13 protein-coding genes are annotated in these 19,789 nt (G+C 46.1%); 7 read left to right on the forward strand and 6 right to left on the reverse strand.

The window, feature by feature from the left end; all coding sequences use genetic code 11:
* Window positions 1-287: 287 nt before the first annotated feature.
* Window positions 288-1,061 (forward strand): SDR family NAD(P)-dependent oxidoreductase, encoded by a 774-nt coding sequence (locus tag NST34_RS06960; protein WP_042185818.1) that lies wholly within the window; start codon window positions 288-290, stop codon window positions 1,059-1,061.
* A gap of 466 nt (window positions 1,062-1,527) precedes the next feature.
* Window positions 1,528-1,887 (forward strand): hypothetical protein, encoded by a 360-nt coding sequence (locus NST34_RS06965; protein ID WP_042185820.1) that lies wholly within the window; start codon window positions 1,528-1,530, stop codon window positions 1,885-1,887.
* 64 nt (window positions 1,888-1,951) lie between these two features.
* Here NST34_RS06965 and nrdF read toward each other — a convergent pair whose 3' ends face one another.
* From nrdF to nrdI, 3 genes are read right to left on the reverse strand one after another with little or no spacing between them, the layout of a single operon-like run.
* Window positions 1,952-2,911 (reverse strand): class 1b ribonucleoside-diphosphate reductase subunit beta, encoded by a 960-nt coding sequence (gene nrdF, locus NST34_RS06970; RefSeq protein ID WP_341127443.1) that lies wholly within the window; start codon window positions 2,909-2,911, stop codon window positions 1,952-1,954.
* A 39-nt stretch (window positions 2,912-2,950) separates the two neighbouring features.
* Entirely contained in the window at window positions 2,951-5,035 is a 2,085-nt protein-coding gene (gene nrdE, locus NST34_RS06975; RefSeq protein WP_341127444.1) for a class 1b ribonucleoside-diphosphate reductase subunit alpha, read from the reverse strand.
* Window positions 5,022-5,381 (reverse strand): class Ib ribonucleoside-diphosphate reductase assembly flavoprotein NrdI, encoded by a 360-nt coding sequence (nrdI, locus tag NST34_RS06980; RefSeq protein WP_042185827.1) that lies wholly within the window; start codon window positions 5,379-5,381, stop codon window positions 5,022-5,024. Before nrdI ends, nrdE begins: the two co-directional genes overlap by 14 nt.
* A gap of 405 nt (window positions 5,382-5,786) precedes the next feature.
* Between nrdI and NST34_RS06985 the strand changes: the two genes are divergently transcribed.
* Entirely contained in the window at window positions 5,787-7,361 is a 1,575-nt protein-coding gene (locus NST34_RS06985) for an alpha-L-rhamnosidase-related protein (RefSeq protein ID WP_341061415.1), read from the forward strand.
* Window positions 7,362-7,417: 56 nt separating this feature from the next.
* On the opposite strand, the gene NST34_RS06990 is transcribed toward NST34_RS06985, so the two are convergent.
* From NST34_RS06990 to NST34_RS07000, 3 genes are read right to left on the reverse strand one after another with little or no spacing between them, the layout of a single operon-like run.
* On the reverse strand, window positions 7,418-8,410 hold the full coding sequence (locus NST34_RS06990) for an AraC family transcriptional regulator (protein ID WP_341061416.1): 993 nt from the start codon (window positions 8,408-8,410) through the stop codon (window positions 7,418-7,420).
* Complete coding sequence (locus tag NST34_RS06995) at window positions 8,410-9,972, reverse strand: response regulator (protein ID WP_341127445.1); 1,563 nt, start codon at window positions 9,970-9,972, stop codon at window positions 8,410-8,412. The genes NST34_RS06990 and NST34_RS06995 overlap by 1 nt, the downstream gene beginning before the upstream one ends.
* 20 nt (window positions 9,973-9,992) lie before the next feature.
* Window positions 9,993-11,786 carry a sensor histidine kinase gene (locus NST34_RS07000; protein WP_341127446.1) on the reverse strand — a complete coding sequence of 598 codons (1,794 nt, stop codon included), beginning with the start codon at window positions 11,784-11,786 and terminating at the stop codon, window positions 9,993-9,995.
* 151 nt (window positions 11,787-11,937) lie between these two features.
* Here NST34_RS07000 and NST34_RS07005 point away from each other — a divergent pair, with 151 nt between their 5' ends.
* The 4 genes from NST34_RS07005 to NST34_RS07020 all read left to right on the forward strand — a co-directional run bounded on the left by NST34_RS07005 (window position 11,938) and on the right by NST34_RS07020 (window position 19,646).
* The gene (locus NST34_RS07005) at window positions 11,938-13,296 is read left to right on the forward strand and encodes an ABC transporter substrate-binding protein (protein WP_341127447.1); all 1,359 of its coding nucleotides are present in this window, start codon (window positions 11,938-11,940) and stop codon (window positions 13,294-13,296) included.
* An 88-nt stretch (window positions 13,297-13,384) separates the two neighbouring features.
* Window positions 13,385-14,266, forward strand: a complete 882-nt coding sequence (locus NST34_RS07010; RefSeq protein ID WP_341061419.1) for a carbohydrate ABC transporter permease — start codon at window positions 13,385-13,387, stop codon at window positions 14,264-14,266.
* The gene (locus NST34_RS07015; protein WP_341127448.1) at window positions 14,263-15,168 is read left to right on the forward strand and encodes a carbohydrate ABC transporter permease; all 906 of its coding nucleotides are present in this window, start codon (window positions 14,263-14,265) and stop codon (window positions 15,166-15,168) included. Before NST34_RS07010 ends, NST34_RS07015 begins: the two co-directional genes overlap by 4 nt.
* A gap of 128 nt (window positions 15,169-15,296) precedes the next feature.
* The gene (locus NST34_RS07020; protein ID WP_341127449.1) at window positions 15,297-19,646 is read left to right on the forward strand and encodes a glycoside hydrolase family 3 C-terminal domain-containing protein; all 4,350 of its coding nucleotides are present in this window, start codon (window positions 15,297-15,299) and stop codon (window positions 19,644-19,646) included.
* Window positions 19,647-19,789 lie beyond the last annotated feature (143 nt).

A 19,789-nucleotide genomic window follows, 5' to 3' on the forward strand; every position in this document is an offset into this window, starting at 1 on the left:
AATTATCAAACCCCTTAGAATAAGCATCGGATAAAACTTCTGGTTTATCTGATGAAATTCTAAGGGGTGTTTTTTTTATGACGATCAAAACCAAATTCTCAATTGTTGCAAAAGTAGATTAAAATATTCATTGCTATATACAATTAAATACAATAAAGTTGTCATATAGAGGATAATTTTGTCGATTTTTCTGCAAAAATGTTCCAATCCATATTGCATCAGGCGATATTAGGGTCTATGAGGTTCGAATCCTCCTCCTGAAAAAGACATAAGAAAGTGGTGCGCATATGAGTAGCAACAGATTTGAGAACAAAGTAGTTATTATTACAGGTGCAGGTACCGGAATCGGAAAAGCTACAGCCTTAAGAGTAGCAAGAGAGGGCGGTATTGTAGTAGTTGCCAATCGTTCAGATGCCGGCGCTAACACAGTTGAGGAAATTAAGGCTCTAGGTGGGGAAGCGATGTTTGTTCGGTCAGATGTTTCTCTCGAAGCAGACTGCAAAAATATCGTAGATCAAACATTAGCAGCTTATGGAAAAATTGATTGCCTATATAATAACTCAGCAATTACAGGAGACAATACGGATGTTATAGACTATGATCCGTTGTTGTTTCAAAAAGTGATTCAGACAAATCTCACTAGCCAATTCTACATGTTGCATTATACATTACCTCATATGAAATCTGGAGCTTCCGTTCTAAACTGCTCCTCTTTGCATGGTATTTTTATCGGGATGGCCAATGATGCAGCTTATTCAGCAAGTAAACATGCTATTGTGGGGATGACTAAATCAGTTGCCAAAGAAGTGGGTCACCGTAACATTAGAGTAAATGCCCTTTGCCCAGGACCTATCCCTACACCAACCATGAACAGATATGAAAAGCTGTTGTCTGATGATGTAGAGATGCTTCAATCTCTTATCGCTTCTGGAACGGCTCTGGGTAGATACGGTACGCCTGAGGAAGTAGCTGCGTTTGCATGCTTCCTACTAAGTGATGAGGCTTCGTTTATTACAGGTACAGCACATGTGATTGACGGGGGCTATTCCGCAACAAAGTAATCACGGATTGATTTACTTATATAACAACTAATATATAGTATTAAAGGCTTTGCGGCGTATTCTGATTCCAAAAACCTGAAGGATGACTGGATTGGAATCGGAAGTCGCACGCAGAGCCTTTTTTAGTTGTCTAAAAAAACAGATTCTTCGTATGTTGGCAAATTGAATGGTTGCAAGAGACAGCAGATACACAAAAATGAATGAATTAAGGAAAATATGACCATGGATATGTTGGAATTTGTAGAAATTTGTATTTTAATATAAATAAAAAAAGAAATTTGTCGATAATAATATAGGTAATATGTATTAGTTAATATTCTAGAAAGGGTGTTGTTATAAAAACGATACAGGAAGTAGATGTCGTCGCCCTGAAAAAGCCTGGGGCGGGTATTTTTTGTCTGTGAAGTTACATACATTTCATCTCTATTATTAAAAAATAACGTTAAAACTTGGAGGAAAAATAATTATGTCATACACAATTAAGTACAACCAAAATGAGAACCATATCGATGTAGTATCTATTGATTTTTCAGCTGAAGATGTTCCAGGATACCTGAAAGATTTTGAAAATATCATGAAGCTTGTTAAACCTAAATTTACAGGAACAACTGATGTAACTGATTCTAAAAGTGTACTTACTCCTGAGGTTGCAGCTATGCTAGCCCCTACTGGTGCGATGGCGAGTGAAGCTGGTCAAGCAGGATGGGCTTATGTAACTAAAAACCCAATTTGGAAGATGCAATTGAAACGTATTTTTGGTAGAGATTTTGCAGATGCTTACGATACCTACGAAGAAGCTAGAACATACCTGAAAAGCTTGCAATAATCTAATCTTACAGTTAGCAAAAAGTGCGGAGAATTTTCTCCGCACTTTTTTGCTTTATCTATATTTAAAATTGAAAATCTTCATCTTTCAGCGGCTCCACGTTAAGCGCCCGGACGTATCCGTTACCTTTTTTCGAGAAGAAATCATGCTGCTTGGTGTGGGTACTGATGCCATTCTGAACAATCGGGTTGATCTCTTCCTCGTCGAATAGCGGATCATGCCCCAGATTCATCATGGCTTTGTTAACATTGTATCTAAGGAAGGTCTTGACCTCGTCCACCAGTCCGATGGGAGCGTAGATCTGCTCGGTATAACGTTCTTCATTCTCATGTAGCAGTCTAAGGAGGTCTACCAGCTTCTGGTGTAGCTCACGCTGCTCGTCATCTGGTAGCCCGTCAAAGATCTCCTGCGCCAGCACACCGACATATACGCCATGGATGCTCTCATCCCGCAGAATAAGGTCGATGATCTCACCGCTGCATGTCATTTTGCCTTGGCCAGCTAGATAAAGCGGGTAGAAGAAGCCACTGTAGAACAAGTAGCTCTCGAGCAGCACTGAGGCTGCCATGGCAAGGTACAGATCTTTGGGTGAATCTATTTTTTTGTAATATTGTGATATGGTCTCTGCCTTGAACTGCAGATAAGGGTTCTCTTCAACCCAGCGGAACACACTGTCAATCTCCTCTGTGGAGGACAAAGTGGTGAAAATGCTACTGTACGATTTGGCGTGAATCTGTTCCATCATGCCCATAAAGCCAAGCACAGCCTTGCGCTGAAGACCTTCGACATGCTCCATAATCTGCGGCATACCTACTCCGCCTTGAATCGTATCCAGCAGTGTGAGTCCGCCGAGTACCTTCATATAGGAGTCCTTTTCTTGCTCACTGAGCGTGAGCCAGGACATTTTATCATCGGATAATGGAATTTCATCGTCCGTCCAGAATTGCATAATGTTCTGATTCCAGAACATCAATGAGAAATCGTCGTCGGGACGGTTCCAGTTAACGGCTTGGATAGCGGTCATAATATGGCAATCTCCTTTTCTGCGGCTATAGCCTTCCAGTTAGATCGAGCAGGTGAGGCATTCCTCGACGGACAGCTTTTTGGTCCGGGTGTAATACAGCGACTTCAAGCCTTTATGCGCCGCATACAGGTAGGAGCGGGCCAGTTCTCTGGTGGAAACATCACTGTTAACATGCAGAACGGTCGAGATGCCCTGGTCGATATGGGGCTGAATTTCCGCGATCAAATCGATCACCTTGAACTGATCCATTTGGTAAGCCGATTTATAGAAAAATACATTGTCTGGACGCAGGTACGGCATCGGATAGTAAGTCGTTGAATTAGCATAAGTCCGTGTCTCAATCTGCTCTACAATAGGCATAACGCTTGAAGTAGCATTTTGAATATAGGAAATGCTGGCTGTCGGCGCAATGGCCAAACGGTAAGCATGGTACAGGCCATTTGCTTTTACTGCATCCCGCAGTTGTTCCCAGTCCGCAGGGGATGGGATGAAAATATCTCCGAACAGCTCTTGTACCCTTGGCGTTACAGGGCGGTAATCCGTAGTCAGGTAACGCTCAAAATAAGCTCCTGTAGCATAATCAGAAGCCTCAAAACCATGGAAAGACCGGCCGGTTGCAGCAGCGATCTCCATGCTTTTCTCCAGTGAATGGTAGTTCATGGTCATGAAGAAGGTCCGGGCAAAATCGCGAGCCTGTTCGCTCTCATAAGCGATCTTGTTCTTGGCCAGATAGCCGTGCAGATTCATGACGCCGAGACCGACGGAGTGCATCTCTTTGTTAGCTTTGGCTACGCCTGGGGCATTAGAGATGCTGGTCATATCACTGACTGCAGTCAAGGCGATCATGCCTTCATGTACCGATTCACGGATTTTGCCATGCTCCATCACGTTGACAATGTTCAAGGAAGCCAGATTGCAGCTTACATCACGGCGGATGGTATCTTCCTGTCCGTAGTCAGCAATTTCTGAGGTCTCCTGCAGCTGGAAGATTTCTGTGCAGAGGTTGGACATTTTGATCTGTCCGACATTTTTCAGGGCATGGGCCGCATTAGCGTTGCTCTTGTTCATAATATATGGATAGCCAGATTCCAGCTGGATCATGGCAATTTTGGTCAGCATATCCCGTGCGCTCATGGCCTTTCTCTTTTTGACACGTGGATCGGCTAGCAGCTTATCGTACATATCATCCAAATCCATGTCATCAAGATGCGTGCCATAAGCCTTGTACACACTGTAAGGGGCAAATACATGGAGCGGTTCATTGTCCTTCGCCAGCTTATAGAAGTGATTCGGAATGATCAGGCCGATGGACAGGGTTTTGAGTCTTGTTTTTTCGTCGGCGTTGATCTTCTTACTGTCGAGAAATTCAAGAACATCCCATCCAAAAATGTTGTAGTAGGCGGCTCCAGAACCTTTACGTTGACCCATCTGGTCAGCATAGGAGAAGCCGTCTTCCATCAGCTTGAGCACAGGTATAATGCCCTTCGCCGCATCCTCGACACCCTTGATTGTCTCTCCGCGGGAACGGAGCTTGGACAGGTTGACAGCCACACCACCGCCGATCTTCGACAGCTGCATGCAGGTATTGAGCACATAGTTGATCGAATTAAGCGAGTCGTCCATTTCGATAAGGAAGCAGGAGACAAGCTCACCGCGACGGCTCTTGCCGGCGTTTAAGAAGGTTGGGGTCGCTGGCTGCAGACGCTGCTCCATCATCGAACGGGCAAGCATACCGGCAGTAGCGGCGTTGCCGCGTCCTAGGTGAAGGGCAACTGCCGCCACACGGTCCGGATAATGCTCCAGATATTGCTTGCGGTCATTGCTTTTTACAGCGTAATCCGTATAGAACTTCGAAGCTGCCATATAGGATGGAAAGCTGAAGTTGTAGGCATGGGTAATTTGGTAAACTTCCTCAATTTCAGCCACGCTGTACTGCTCGTAAAAATTTTCGTAGAAATCCTGTTCAATCATATAATCAACCTTAGCTTTTGTATTCGCAAAAACCAGGCTCCGCCGTTCTACATCCCGCATAAATTCGGCTACTGCCTCAAGGTCTTTATCTAATTGAAAGAAACCACTTTCGTCTCTTTTCATCAACATGTTGTTTAGTTCAATATGCCGCAACTCGGCTCACCTCCTGTTTAATTCGTTCTACATCGCCAAACGTGCCTGATAGCTCAAATTTACCGATAACTGGTACATTGTACCGATCTGCAATCAAGTCTGCGCTATGCGCGAACAGCTCGCCCCAGTTCTTGTTGCCGCTGGCGGCGATGCCTTTCAAATTGGAATAATTGTTCTTCAAGAAAGTAGACACCTTCTCTGGAATCTGTCCAAAGCCGGTGGTATATGTAATAAGCACATAGGGCTCGTCAATGGTCATATGCTCTTCAATCTGCACAGCTGGCAGCTTAAGCTTACCAATGAAGCGTTTGACGTTTCCGGTTTTTGAATCGTATGCGACTAGCATGGAGTCTCTCCCCCTGTATATATTACTGTAAAGATTGAATAGATAAGCTATAAATACTGGAAAATCATATGCATACTATATTTAGTGTGCGTTGTTTATTTTAATAACTATATGTTGAAAAGTCAACATGAAAAGTGCTTCCTAACTAGTTGGAAATTGGTCTAGTAAACGCTCTATTAAAGTGTTAATATCACGAAAATACGCAGGCTGGAGCGGTTTGCTAAGGCAGCTGTGTTGTTTTTTGTGCTGGATCTTACTGCATCTTTTTTATCATGACAAATTAGCGTCACTCCGTTGAGCAGAACTGTAATAAGAGTAAGATTAGCTGTATTCACTGTATGTTCAGGCAAGCGGAATTGAGGTTTACTAGAGGGGGAACAAGACCAATGAAGGAGGAGATAGGTTATGACTCAAGCGATGCAGCGCCAGCAAGCGGTAACTATCCATAAAAATGAGGTGTTCGCTTTAACGGCAGAGCAGCTTCAACCTCAGCTTATTTACCGGGATTGTAAACCGAAGCAGATAATCCGGGTTGTAAAGAATGAACTAGCGGTGCATGGCTGGCAGTCAGAATCGATTCAAGGTGCAGAGGCTCTTTCTGCCATTGCTTTTGGTAAAGGGGAGGAGGTTATTCTAGATTTCGGAGAGCATCTAGTGGGAAGGCTGGCGATTCGGATTATTCCAATAGGTAGTCCCCCGGATGCTCCGTTACATCTGCAGATCACCCTCGGGGAAATGCCGGTGGAGATGGCTGAATCCTTTTCTGAGTATGACGGATGGCTAAGCAGCTCGTGGTTACAGGAAGAGCGAGTTCATCTGGATATACTGCCTTCATCACTAAATCTGGATCGTCGATACAGCTTTCGGTATGTAAAGCTTAAGGTACTTGATACGTCACCGAAGTATAAAGTATCCTTTGCTGAAATTAGTTGTACAGCGGAAACTTCGGCTGACCGCTCCCTTCAGGCTCCGTTGGGCCACACAGATCCTGAACTGCAAGCCATTGATGAAGTCAGCGTGAAGACGCTGGAAGAATGTATGCAGGAGGTCTTCGAAGATGGACCTAAGCGGGACCGAAGACTGTGGCTTGGTGACCTGCGGCTTCAGGCGCTGGCCAATTACGAAACGTTCTCAGGCAATGATCTGGTTAAGCGATGCCTGTACTTGTTTGCAGCTTATCCGGATGAGCGGGGTCGGATCACGGCTAACTTGTTCATGAAACCCCAGGTCATACCTGACGATACGTATCTCTATGATTATTCACTCTTTTTTGTATCTACACTTCATGATTATTACTTGGCTACAGATGACCGGAACACGCTGGAGGAGCTGTGGCCATCTGCTTATCGGCAGATAGAGCTGGCTTTAGAACGATTGGACGAGCGTGGCATTGTGACCGACGATGAGACCTGGTGGGCTTTTATTGACTGGCATCCGGATCTGAACAAACAGGCCCCGGCGCAGGCTATCTTAATCTATAACTTGAAATGCGCGCTGCATCTGGCCGTTCTTCTCGGAAATGAACGACAGGATCGTTTACGGCAGACGATTGAAGAACTTACGAAGGCCACTTTGGATCACTTATGGGACTCTGAATTAGGCTATTTTGTTAGTGGTGATATTAGGCAGGTTTCATGGGCTTCTCAGATCTGGATGGTGCTTGCCGGAATCGTTGAAGAAGAGCGCGGGAAGAGACTATTGCTACGGCTTCAGCAGGATTCCGCTCCCATTCCGATGACCACACCCTATATGGTTCACCATTTTATTGAGGCACTGATTCAGATGGGCGAAAGGGATACAGCCATTTCGGAGATCAAGAAGTATTGGGGGCAGATGATTAAAGACGGGGCTGATACGTTCTGGGAGCTGTATAATCCAAGCGACAAGAGCTTTTCTCCCTATGGCAGTCATTTAATTAATAGTTATTGCCATGCTTGGAGCTGTACGCCAACGTATCTGATCCGCAAATATCAATTATAAGCAGATGCCTATTCGATATCAGCTCGAACAGCCTGAGCACCGTAGCAAATGGTGTCTCAGGTTGTTTGGCTCTGCTTGCGGTACAAAAGCGGAGTAACTTCGTATCGTTCCGCGAATTTTTTGTAGAAAAAGCTTAGGCTTTCATATCCGCATTCTCCGGCTATATCTCCAATCGGTCGATCACTGTTAGCGAGTAAGAGCGCGGCATAAGCCATACGATGCTCTTGTACCAACTCACCAAACGTTTTGCCTGTGCTTTTCTTAAGTAGATTGCTCAGATAATTGGGATTGAAATTAAAGCGTGTGGCCAAATCCTTCAAGGAGCAGTTATTAAAATGATGTTCCAGATATTGTAGGATTTCCAGCAGATCGCCCCGTTTAGTGGTAGGTAATCCACTGGGGGCGGTGTTCTGGTTTAGAACCCGCATGAGCTCGGTAAACACGATGACCATATAACCGTTGATCATGTCCGCGGAGAAATCACGGGGATCAAAGTACTCGCACATCATGCTGGCGAGAATATGGTGAAGGTTATGACTGTTATCTGATCGGAAGACAAGGTAACGGTCATGGGCTGCAGCGGGAGATTGGGCGTTGATCAGAAAATCACTTAATCTTCCGTCAGAACCCAGCCGGGTCAGAAATGCCGCGTTCAGTGTTTCCTTTCGCATCAAAATATTGATCAAAATATCGTCTTCATTAAGTGTAAAAATTGAATGGGGTACGTCCGTATCCAACAAGCAAATCTGGCCTTGAGTCAGCTCTACGACGGATCCGCCAATAGTCTGACGGCAGCGGCCTGAATACATATAATTTAGTTCGATAAATGTATGCGTATGCTCCGGCATATCGGCGAACCGGTGGTGCTTGCTGATATGATAATCGCCCTGATTAAAAAAATGATGTACCGGTAGACGCGGAACCCGTTCTCCGTGAGGTAAGATCAATTCTTTGCCACCAAATTCATTAATGTTGCGACGGGTGTACTGTTGTTTGGCTTCGATTGCATCAAGGCGGCGTAGATAACAATCCAGCTCCATATGATCCATTAGCGTGCCCCCTCTTTTTCAGCTTCACTTAATTTTCGATATTCCTCTGGTGTGAACCCGGTCATTTTCTTGAATAGGCGGAAAAAATATTTGGCGTTATCGATCCCAAGACTCTTGGCAATCTTATAAATCTTCTCATCACTGGTACGGAGCAGCAACTTGGCACGTTCGATTCGCTCTTTGTTGACATAATCAATCAGATTTTCGCCCGTCTTCTCCTTAAACAAGTAACTAAGATAGCTCGGACTGATGTAGAACAGATTCGATAAATGCTCTAGCGTGAGGGACGAGTAGATGTTTTTGCGGATATATACCTTTACATTATCAATGACGTTGGGAGAGGCATAGACCGATTGTTCCTTTAGTAATTCTGCAATCGAAGTGAGTACGGTCAGGAAATATCCCCGGATTTCTTCCGAATCAAATGAAATATTAAGTACGCCTTCAAGGCTGGATGATGTATGTTGTCCGTTCTCTACAGGAAAATAGACGGAAACCAAAGTTTTGACCTCTGTGATTATGGCTCGGCAGTTCTCTTTCAACTGATGGATTGTTGCTGCGGGTTGCCCTCGGTAATAGTCAAAATAGTCGTGAATTCGATCTTTCACCTTATCGCTATTCCCAGATTCGATGAAAAAGATGAGTTCCCGGCTACTTTCCCACATTTCCGGCCCTGCTTGGTAGCTACCCGGGCGGTAGTGGAAAAACTGTCCCTGGTCGGCGATGGCCCGGCAGTTCAATGCGGACATCGATTCTAGCCGTGCCTGCGGCAGTTCCTTCAGATCGGTTTTTCTGCCACTTATGCCGATGCAGGCTTGTGGTCCAGTTTCTTCGATCAACTGTTTGGCTTCATAAGAAGCCAGTTCCAGCACCTTAGAATCACTCAGTGAAGCATCACATAGCAGGAGTGAAAAGGCGAGTTTCCTGCTCTGAGGATGAGGGAGAAAGATACTAGTCCTCTCCAGATAGGGTTCTTGGGCAACTAGATCTTCTGGATTATAGAGCGTCAATAGGATCATTCTTCGGGATGTCATCAGATTGAGCAATGGGGCTGATCGGAAGCTTGGCGGCTTCTCAGCCGGGTAGAAGCCGGCAATGTATTGAAGCAGGGCCTGCAAATCTCCCTGTAGGCTTAGCTGCTCCGCTTCTTTGGTTATATTCAGAGTTTCCGCCTTAGCGGACTGCTCACTCTCTATGGCGGTTATCGCTTTGGAGATCGCTTGGTGGATCTCGTCTTTGCTGAACGGCTTCAGTAAATAGTGGACAACTCTGGCTGAGATCGCTTCTTGCATATATTCAAAATCGGAAAATCCGCTGATGACGATGATTTTCTTATCGGAATAATCATTTTGCAGCTGACGAAGCAGGGATTTTCCATCCATCACGGGCATCCGCATATCGGTGAAGATTAGATGTGGGTCCGTCGCTTGGATAAGGTCCAAGGCATCCTCACCATTGTCGGCTTCTCCACTGAAGATCAGTTCATTAGTCACTGCCTTGATTTTTTTTAGTAGACCCTGGCGGATCAAAGGCTCATCGTCGACGATTATGAATTTGTACATGATCCAGTCTCCTTTTATCTTTATTTAGAGGGGAGTGTTAGGGTGATCGTTGTTCCCAGCGTGGGTTCGCTGGATAGGGTCAGTCCGAAATCTGAGCCGTAATACAGGGCGATGCGAGAGTGCACATTCTTAATCCCGATGCTCTGTCTGCTCCGGTGACCAAGCCCCATGAATTCCGGTGGTTGATCTAGCAGTGTTTGAATTTCCTTAAGCCGTGCTTCTGGGATACCAATCCCGTCATCTTGGATCTCAAAGATAATTCGCTTGGTATCAGGCTCCAGATAGCCCTTTAGTAAGAGCATGCCGTTACCTCTTTTATTCTCCAAGCCGTGATAGACGGCATTCTCCACTAAGGGCTGAAGGATCAGCTTGAGAATTTTCGCTTCCAGAACGGAGTCCTCCATCTCTTTTACAAAACAGATTTTGCTGCCGTAGCGGATCTGCTGGATGGCCATATAGTTATCGACATGCTGAATCTCGTCCCGGGCAAATACCAGCTCACTATCCGTCTTGATACTGTAGCGAAACATATCTCCCAGCGCTTTGGTCATTACAGCAATGCTTTCAACCTCTTCAATTTCAGCTATGCTGTTGATAGATTCGAGTGTATTATACAGAAAATGCGAATTAATCTGGGCTTCAAGCGCTTTCATTTGTGAATCCATGGTCAGAATTTTATTCTGATAGCTCTCTCTGACAAAGATGTCGATGTCCTGCATCATCTTGTTGTATTCCGTATACAGAAAGCCGATCTCGTCAACCCGCTTAGGTTTGATCTCGGTTGTAACGAATTTTTGCGATTTGTTTTTGCGCATGATTTTAGCGAGCTGGGTAATCGGCTTAGTAATCCAGTTGGATAACAGGATGGACAGAAGTATGAAAATGACCGCACAAGTAAGGGAAATATAAAGGATCAGCTTGTTGGAAATTCCGTATTTCTCGTACAGCTCACTTAGCGAAATATTGGCGATAACTGTCCAGTGATATACAGGAAGTCGCTGAATAACCGTCAAATTATTTTCATTGTAAAATTCCAGTTCATCACCCTGCATAGCCTCGGTCTTGCGGGTTAAGTCCTCCGGCAGCCGTGAGTCCGTGTTCTGGCCGGTACTGTCGTAGATAATGTTACCGTCGTCATTGGCCAGTACAAAATAACTCATATTTGGGACAGCGTCTTGATTCAAGCCTTTGAAAATATCTAAGCTACAGTCCAGCATAAACACACCAAGGAACTGCTGAGTCTTCATATCATAGAGCGCACGGGAGAATACCAGGGAAGGCTCAGAATTAATGATATAAGGCTTTACACCGGGCTCGCCGATATACAGCTGACCTTTGTTGGCAATGGTCTTCTGATACCACGCATCCCGGAGGGGGACATATCCCACCTTCAGTTCCGCCGTACTGCCATAGCTGATATTTTTGCCGTCAGGAGAAAAAAGATAGATTCCATTAACATAATCATAGCTCAGTAGCAGGTTCTCAAAGATCAGCTTCAGCTTGTTTTGTATTATAAAAATGTCATAGGAATCGCTGGTGCTGGCCAGTTTTTTTAGCTCGTCGCTAACGGTAGTGTATGCGGTCGCACTGGAGGTTTGCTGCTGAATGGTAAGTGAAATGCGTTCAATATTTCCGAAAATATCCTCAATGCCTTTAACGGTATTATGGATGGTGTTGGAGGCAACGAGAGAGGTTTGCTGGTTGACCAGATTAGTATAGCTCCGGTAGGAGTTATACGTGACGATCACAATCGGAATGACAGATACAAGAACGAGTGCTAGAAAGAGTTTCATCTTGATACTGGAAAATTTCATTCGCTCTCCTCCGATTTAAGCCGTTCGTAAAATAGTGCACCCTAAATGCAAAAGTAATTATACCGCTTACAAGATTAAAATAACAATACAGCAACCAACAAAAAATGGATGCCGGGAAATAGAAGTGATATGAAAACAGGGAGGTTATTCTATGAAATTACGTACTAAAAAACGGACAGGAGCTTTAATGATAGCGCTGTTACTTGCTGTTCTAGCAGGCTGCGGCTCAGGTAACAACAGCAACACTAGTAACGCTGAAAATAGTGGAAGCGCTACAAATGCTCCGGCAGCAACAACAGACAGTGCGAAAAAGGTGACGCTGACCATGATGGTATCTGGCACTAAAGCCCCGGACGGACAGGATTTTGCACTTGATATTATGCCTAAGCTCGTGAAGGAAAAGTTCCCTAACGTTACGCTCGAAACTTCCAAGCTTCCGGATGAGCAGTATTTTACGTCCATTCGTACAAAGCTTGCTTCAGGTAAAGGGCCTGATATTTACTGGGTATTCCCAAGAAATGCATCCCTCGGTGTTCTGGACATGGCAAAGGCCGGCTATGCGGCTGATCTATCGGATTTAACCTTTTGGGATAACATCAGCCAAGGGGCGAAAGATGATATGTCTTATGAGGGTAAGCCTTATGGGATCGCTGGAGGTCTTGATTATCTAGGGGTGTATTACAATCAGGATTTGTTCAAGCAGGCGGGTGTCATAGAAATGCCGAAGGATTGGACCTCATTCCTGGAAGCTTGCCAGAAGCTGAAGGATGCGGGCATTACTCCAATCTCACTCGCGGACAAGGATCCTTGGTTCCTCCAGTTCGGGATGTATCAAATCGCAGCGAATGAGGTTTATCCGGATGAAATGGATTTCGATACCAAGCTTCAAGCGGGAGAAAAATCGTTAACAGATCCAAAGTGGGTAGCCACGATCTCCAAAATGAAGGAATTATATGACAAAGGTTATGTAGTCAAGAACTCACTTGGACTTGGAAGTGCTCAAGCGGCTCAACTGTTCGTAGATGGTAAAGCGGCTATGGTGTTTGACGGAACCTGGGATTATGCAACACTGACAGCCAAAGGTGCAGCCGACTTTACCCGTGGATTCTTCTCTCTGCCTGCTAACGATTCAGGCCAGCCCACTTATGTCTCTGCTGCCACTGCTGCTGGTTTCGCGCTTAACGCCAAATCGGAGAATCTGGACATTGCCAAGGAAGTTATGAATTACCTGTTTGATGGTCAGTCAGATCTGTTCAAGGCTTGGACCGAAGCCAACAGTTCGATCAGCGTGTATAAAGGTGTTCCGTTGAATCATGACCTGTTCAAAGAAGTTAATGATTCATACCTGAATAATGGAAAGTCCGTATACTTCCCGAATCAAATGTGGCCAACGGGTGTAGCTGAAGAGATGGAAGCTAAATTCGCCGAGATTATTGGTGGACGAAAGACTACTCCGGAGCAGGTTACAGAGGCTATGGACGACAAGTTCAAGGAATTGTGGAAAAATTAAACGGGAATTACTGAAGGTCGTCCCGCCAGTCCTGTCATTTAGCTCGCTTGACTGGCGGAGCGGTTCTGGATAGGAGGATGAGACAGAGATGAAATCAACTGTAATGAAAAAAACGATGTATTTTTTCGCAGTTCCGGCCTTGATCTTTTATTTAATATTCTGGATCTTCCCGATTACGAAGCTGTTTCAATATAGCATTACAGATTTTAACGGGTACGCCCAAACCTTTAATTATATCGGCTTTGATAATTATAAGGATTTGTTTAGCGGAGGTACGCTGGGCAACTCGATCAAGAATACTCTCATTTATACGGTTGTCAGCGTAGTGGGGGGCAATCTAATCGGGCTTGGACTGGCGCTGCTGCTGAACATGAAGATTCGAGGCAAGGGCTTTTACCGCTCCATCTCCTACATTCCGACTCTATTCAGTGCGATTGTGGTCGGCTTCATCTGGAGTTATGTTTATATGCCGGACAGCGGGATGATTGCAACATTCTTGACCAAGCTCGGGATTGCAAATGATAATTTGAATTTTCTCGGCAGCTATTCCACGGCGCTATATTCTATTATTTTCGTAGAAATCTGGAAGAACGTCGGAACAACAATGATTATCTTCCTAGCAGGTCTTCAGACCGTTCCTAGTGAGCTGCTCGAGGCCGGTAGAATCGATGGTTGCGGTGCCTGGAAGCTATTGCGGTTTGTGAAGCTCCCACTGCTTGCCACATCCATTACGATCAATACGACGCTGAGTTTAATTAATGGTCTGAAAGCCTTCGATTTTCCGTTTATTATGACTAATGGAGGTCCTGGAACTTCGACTAACACCCTAATTTATTCGATTTATAAAATGGCGTTCACGGAGCAAATGTTTGGCAAGGCCTCGGCGCTCGGGATTATTTCGTTTATGCTGATTATCGCTATTACTGCGGTTTCTGTCCTGATGATGAATAGAAAAGAGGTGTCAGCATGAGCAATGGAACAGCAGCAAGCAACCTCCAGCAGCAGCATAAACCTGTCCGGAACGTGCGGAAGCCTGTTAGAACCGGGTCAATTCTCAAAAAAATACTTGTTCAGCTCATCGTTATCGTGATTATGGTACTGAATCTGATTCCCCTTGTGATTGTGCTGTCCACCTCACTGAGATCACCGGACAACAACACAAACCCGCTTGATTTGTTCAATGAGATATCATTTACGAGCTACCGGACAGCCTTCGAACGGATGCATTTTGGTTCCGCCCTACTAAATAGTGTCGTGCTGACAGCGATATCTGTTCTTCTAGTTGTGATCTTCGCGGCTATGGCTTCCTATCCGATGGCCCGAATCAGGAGCAAATGGAGCCAGTTTCTGTATCTTTTTTTCCTTGCCGGACTAGTCGTACCCGGACAGATGGTTCTGATTCCAATTGTGCAAATGATCAACAGCTTGGGTATTCCAAGCACGCAGTATACGCCGATCCTGATGTTCGTTACCTGTAGCCTGCCATTTTCAACATTCCTGTACACCGGATTTATTCGTAGTGGTGTTCCGGAGGAGGTAGAAGAAGCAGCACATATTGATGGTGCGGGACTTTTTCGTCGGTTCTGGACAGTGGTCTTCCCGCTGCTGATTCCCGTCACAGTTTCGGTCATCATCACGCAGGGCATCTGGATTTGGAATGACTATTTTTTCAATATGACGTTTATATCCAAGTCCTCGCAGTCTCCCCTGCCGCTAGCCATGCTTGGCTTCATGGGTGACCAGCAGAATCCAACCCAGTGGAACGTCCTCTTCGCAGCTTGTATGCTGTGTGCGCTTCCGCTACTGATTGCCTTCTCGTTCCTACAGAAGTATTTCGTAGGGGGACTTACGGTGGGTTCAGTGAAAGGCTAATCTTCAGAAACTGCATCATGTGATATCTCATCGACGACTCTTTAAATCTCTGAAGAGGACAGCAGCAGCTAGACTGTCATCAGTTACATGCGAGAGACTTGTCCAAAAAAAATAAAAGGAGCAATCACATGATCAGTGGAATGAAAGGTTTTACCCTCAGAAAACTAGTTGTGGTCACCCTGATTATGGCGCTTATCATCTCCATGATATCAACGATCGCACCGAATCAGATGAGAGCGGCTGACAATGTAGCGATTGAGTTTGCTAGAGGCGCATCCAACATGCCGATCTTTGATGGTGTACCTAGTCATCTGGACGCATTTGTAGATTTGATTTTAGCTGATATGAGCATCGAGGATTTGGCGTATTACGCGGATCAAAAGAGTGCCGGCACAGCCCGGACAATCGCGGGAGGTTATACCTTGCCGGGAACGGCAGCCGGCGGAGTGGACCGTGTTATGGGTGTAAGCACAGATATGCCGTCCATGCTCGCTTTGGGACAAAGCTGGAATAAGGATCTAGTCAGCAAAGTGGGGACAGTCATGGGGAACGAGCGGCGGGGAGAAGTCACTTTGGCCAATCCCAACACCTTGATGTTCTCTGCCGTATCTGATTTACGGACAAATCCACTTAGTGGCAGATTTGAAGAGGGCTACGCAGAGGACCCTGTCCTTGCTGGAACGATGATCAATTCCATGGCTAAGGGGATCACCGGGTACGGGGAGGCTGGCAACGAGGATGGCTTCTGGTTAAAAGCTCAATTGGGGACGAAGCATTATACCAACTATCTGGCACAATGGTTCAGAGCGAGCGGCCAATTTTATGCAAGCGCCCGGGCGCTTAATGAATACCAAATGAAAAGTTTCCTATATCCATTACAAGCCGGTGTGGTCCAAAGTATTATGACTACTTACGGTCGAACGAATGGAGTTCCTAACCATATCTCACCGAATATTATCCGGGCGTCGAATTCAAACCCGTATAGTATGCTGCCGGTAGGTGATTTTATAGCCGCCGATCGCGCGATGACCGCAGGCTTCAACAATGGTTATCAGAACTATACGGATGCTGATGGTGCGGCTGCGCTCCTGCTGCTTAGCGGAAATCATGCCAACACGACAAGCTCCACCCGCACCAACATTCTGAATGCTGTAAATAATGGGACTTTTGGTGTGACCCGCGTGGATCTAGAGAATAGCGTCCGCGGACAAATCGAGATGTGGGTACGCACTGGATATTTTAACGAGAAAAATCCAGATGGTTCCCCGAAAAGTTATCCGTTCTCGGAATTAGCGAGCGACCGGAGTCCGCAAATCTATACGTTGAACGAAAACCAGAACGTTGCGCTTGATGCTTCGCGGGAAAGTGTCGTTCTGCTGAAGAACGATAATAATTTGCTACCTTTATCCAAATCCAGCAACGTTGCTGTAACGGGGCTGTTGGCGGATACCCGGTTTAAAGCAACTTACTCTGTATCTAAAACACCGGTATTGCCTGGGGCTGGGCTGTCCCCACTTGGAGCCATTCGGGAAGCAATTGGTAGTGATAATGTTACCTTTGGTACAGGCGCTCCCGTAATTGCGTTGGATTCTGTCTCCAATCATCAAACGGTTACGGCTTCCACCTATACGAACGGTGCTCAGCTCACTGCGGATTTCATTGCACCGGATATGGCAACCGTAACAGACAGTGTCTATGTCTATAGTGCCGCCGGAAAAGCCTATACGGCATCCCAAGCCTTTGAGGCTTACGCATGGGGCCAAGGCGGCTATAGTTACTTGTCACTGGCAAATGGAAAATGGCTGAAGGACGTAACGAGCGGAAGTAGCCGTACAGTCCAAAACAGCGATGCGACCAAGCTCAATCTCGTGGAAAATCCGTTCTCTAATGTGGCGGATGCCAGTACACTTCCGGGTCGCTTCCGTCAAGAAGCAAATAGCGACGGAACCGTCTCGCTGATCTCAGGCACGTATTCGGAGAGCTTCGGAGGTGGGTTTGAAACAGCTTACTACTCTGCTGGCCGGTTTGTTACCGTGAACGGGGCGGATCGTCTTGATCTATCGTCGACGACGCTGACCAATCAAGCAGGCGCCGCGGCACGAACTGACAATCAGAAGTTTCAAGAGATTGTCTTGAAGGAAGCGGGCGCAGATGCAAGCGCTTGGGCCTCCGGCAACGATTACGCCGTAGTTGTCGTCGGTGCACCTGCCAGACATAGCGCAGGCGAAGGCGCCGACAGATCGGATCTTAACCTGGGAGAAGATCAGTATAAGATTGTGTCTCAAGTGGCGCAGGCTTTTCCGAAAAAGACGGTTGTTATTGTTAAGTCAAATGCGCCTGTGAACATGGAGGCCATTCAAAACAATGAGAATGTAGCTGCTATTATGTATCAGCCATATGCAGGTCAATACGACAGCAAGGCACTTGCGGATGTGCTGTTCGGTGATTACGCGCCTACTGGTCGCCTATCTTCGACATGGTATGCCGGAATGGATGCTTTGCCGGTTCTTGATAATTATTCATTGCCTGAAGGGGCGACTCCGGTGACTTTGGCCGAGCTCGATCCTCGATTTACAGTGGATATGACAAACGGTGATCCGCTTGAAAGTAAGCTGACCTACATGTATACCGATGCCCAAGTAACTTATCCATTCGGTTACGGGTTGGGATACAGCAGCTTCGAATTTTCGAACTTAAGCGTGCCGTCTAATGTTAGCGGCAAGGAACCTTTTGCCATCAACCTAGATGTGGAGAATGCTGGAGCTGTTAATACTTCTGAGGTAGTTCAGCTGTACATCAAAAACAATACCTCCAAGTACGGTGATCATACACCTAAGAAACAGCTGGTTTCCTATGAAAAAGTGTACATTCCGGCCGGAGAGACAAAGGCTGTTCAGCTTACAGTGAACCCATCTGATTTCGCCGTGTGGGATGTCAACCGTAATGAGTATGTGAATGAAACAGGAAGCTACACTCTGATGGTAGGCAAATCGTCTAGTGACCTTCCTATATCCGCTGCGCTCTCTTACAATAATGAGAGTATTGCGAAGCTTGATGCGGTCAATGCGCCTGCTAACATTTTCGATCATGCCTTTGCATCTAAAGATGTAGTTTATCGAGAGGTCTCCAAGCTTCGTACAGCAGAAGGGCTTAAGGCAAAAGAAGCCGAGAACGGATATTATGCCGTCATGTCTAAGAACAGCAACTCCTGGGTAGCACTTAATCAAGTTCGTTTATCCGGTGTAACTGGCATTACCTTGCGTGGGGCTTCCACGAATGCAAGCTCAGTAGTTGAGGTTAGAGCAGATTCTCCAACGGGAACCCGTTTGGCGGTCGTTACATTTGACGCGACTGTGCCAGCAGTTCGTGAGGTGCCAGGCAGCACCTTTAAAGTGACCGAGTTGGATTATACCGATGTAACGGGGGAGTTGTTGACGACACTCTCCGGTACGCATGATTTATATCTAGTCTTTAAAAATCCGGATATCCGAGTGGATAGTATCCATTTGAGCGGCGCAGTGCCTGGTAACGTTGTGCCGACAGCACAGGTCGGAAATCGGCAAGTCACTATAAGCTGGCCAGCTAACGCAAATGCTGAAGGTTACAACGTATACGTCAAGGAAGGGGAAACCTACACACCAATTACCGAGCATATTACCTGGAAAGATAACGGTCTTGATGCAGTGATTACGAATCTGAACAATGGCCAATCTTACACATTCGCCGTATCAGCAAGCAATTTGTTAGGCGAAGGGGTTAAGTCGGACATATCGGTTACACCGAGAAGCGGTAGCAGTGGTGGCAATGACAGCGGCACGACGAATCCGGGAACCACTGCGACACCGATACCAACGCCGACGCCGACTAGCAGCGCATCAGCGTCTCAGGCACCAAACCCAGATTCGCAGCCGGGAACATCGGGACAGTCAGCAATAACTTTCCGGGATATCTCTAGCCGATATGACTGGGCAAGGCAGGCTATCGACAAGCTTGCGGCAGAGGGGATTATTAAAGGCACAGGCGATGGTTTGTTCTCGCCGGGAGGAAAGATCAAGCGAGCGGACTTTATTGTGATGGCAGTTCGGGCCTTTAAGCTCAGTTCGGATTCAACAGATCAGTTTGCCGACGTCAATCCAGGCACATATTATGCCGAGGCGTTGTCTATCGCCAAAGCGCTCGGAATTGCTAAGGGTGGTGCGGACGGAAAATTTATTCCGAATGCCGAAATCAGCCGACAGGATATGATGGTGCTGATCGCTAGGGTACTGAAAGCAGCTGGGAAGCTTCCCGAAGAAGGTTTAATTGCTGACCTGAAAGGATTCAGAGATGCTTCGAAGGTATCAAGCTATGCGGTAAGCAGCATTGCTTCACTGGTCAAGGCAGGGTTCGTTAAAGGTGACGGATTGAATTTGAACCCGGGTGGAACAGCGAGCCGGGCCGAAGCAGCAATGCTAATCTATAATACTTACAAAAAATGATCTAGTGGATAAAGCTTGATGCGATAGGCAATAAAAACCTGCGGTTGTCTCGCCAAGACGGCGAAGGCTTCTGCAGGTCTTTTGTTCATACTTGGTTAAAAAATAGAAAAACATAAATTTGTGTGTTTGTACAATTTCCCCCG

It is taken from the genome of Paenibacillus sp. FSL H7-0714 (assembly GCF_038003765.1).
Classification (GTDB): Bacteria; Bacillota; Bacilli; order Paenibacillales; family Paenibacillaceae; genus Paenibacillus_AQ.

What these genes read in the sequence shown, in the direction of transcription:
- NST34_RS06985 (WP_341061415.1), top strand. Translation starts at nt 5,787, where the DNA reads ATGACTCAAGCGATGCAGCGCCAGCAAGCGGTAACTATCCATAAAAAT.
- NST34_RS06965 (WP_042185820.1), top strand. Translation starts at nt 1,528, where the DNA reads ATGTCATACACAATTAAGTACAACCAAAATGAGAACCATATCGATGTA.
- NST34_RS06990 (WP_341061416.1), bottom strand. Translation starts at nt 8,410, where the DNA reads ATGGATCATATGGAGCTGGATTGTTATCTACGCCGCCTTGATGCAATC.
- NST34_RS07000 (WP_341127446.1), bottom strand. Translation starts at nt 11,786, where the DNA reads ATGAAATTTTCCAGTATCAAGATGAAACTCTTTCTAGCACTCGTTCTT.
- nrdI (WP_042185827.1), bottom strand. Translation starts at nt 5,381, where the DNA reads ATGCTAGTCGCATACGATTCAAAAACCGGAAACGTCAAACGCTTCATT.
- NST34_RS06960 (WP_042185818.1), top strand. Translation starts at nt 288, where the DNA reads ATGAGTAGCAACAGATTTGAGAACAAAGTAGTTATTATTACAGGTGCA.
- NST34_RS07015 (WP_341127448.1), top strand. Translation starts at nt 14,263, where the DNA reads ATGAGCAATGGAACAGCAGCAAGCAACCTCCAGCAGCAGCATAAACCT.
- nrdF (WP_341127443.1), bottom strand. Translation starts at nt 2,911, where the DNA reads ATGACCGCTATCCAAGCCGTTAACTGGAACCGTCCCGACGACGATTTC.
- NST34_RS07005 (WP_341127447.1), top strand. Translation starts at nt 11,938, where the DNA reads ATGAAATTACGTACTAAAAAACGGACAGGAGCTTTAATGATAGCGCTG.
- NST34_RS07010 (WP_341061419.1), top strand. Translation starts at nt 13,385, where the DNA reads ATGAAATCAACTGTAATGAAAAAAACGATGTATTTTTTCGCAGTTCCG.
- NST34_RS07020 (WP_341127449.1), top strand. Translation starts at nt 15,297, where the DNA reads ATGATCAGTGGAATGAAAGGTTTTACCCTCAGAAAACTAGTTGTGGTC.
- NST34_RS06995 (WP_341127445.1), bottom strand. Translation starts at nt 9,972, where the DNA reads ATGTACAAATTCATAATCGTCGACGATGAGCCTTTGATCCGCCAGGGT.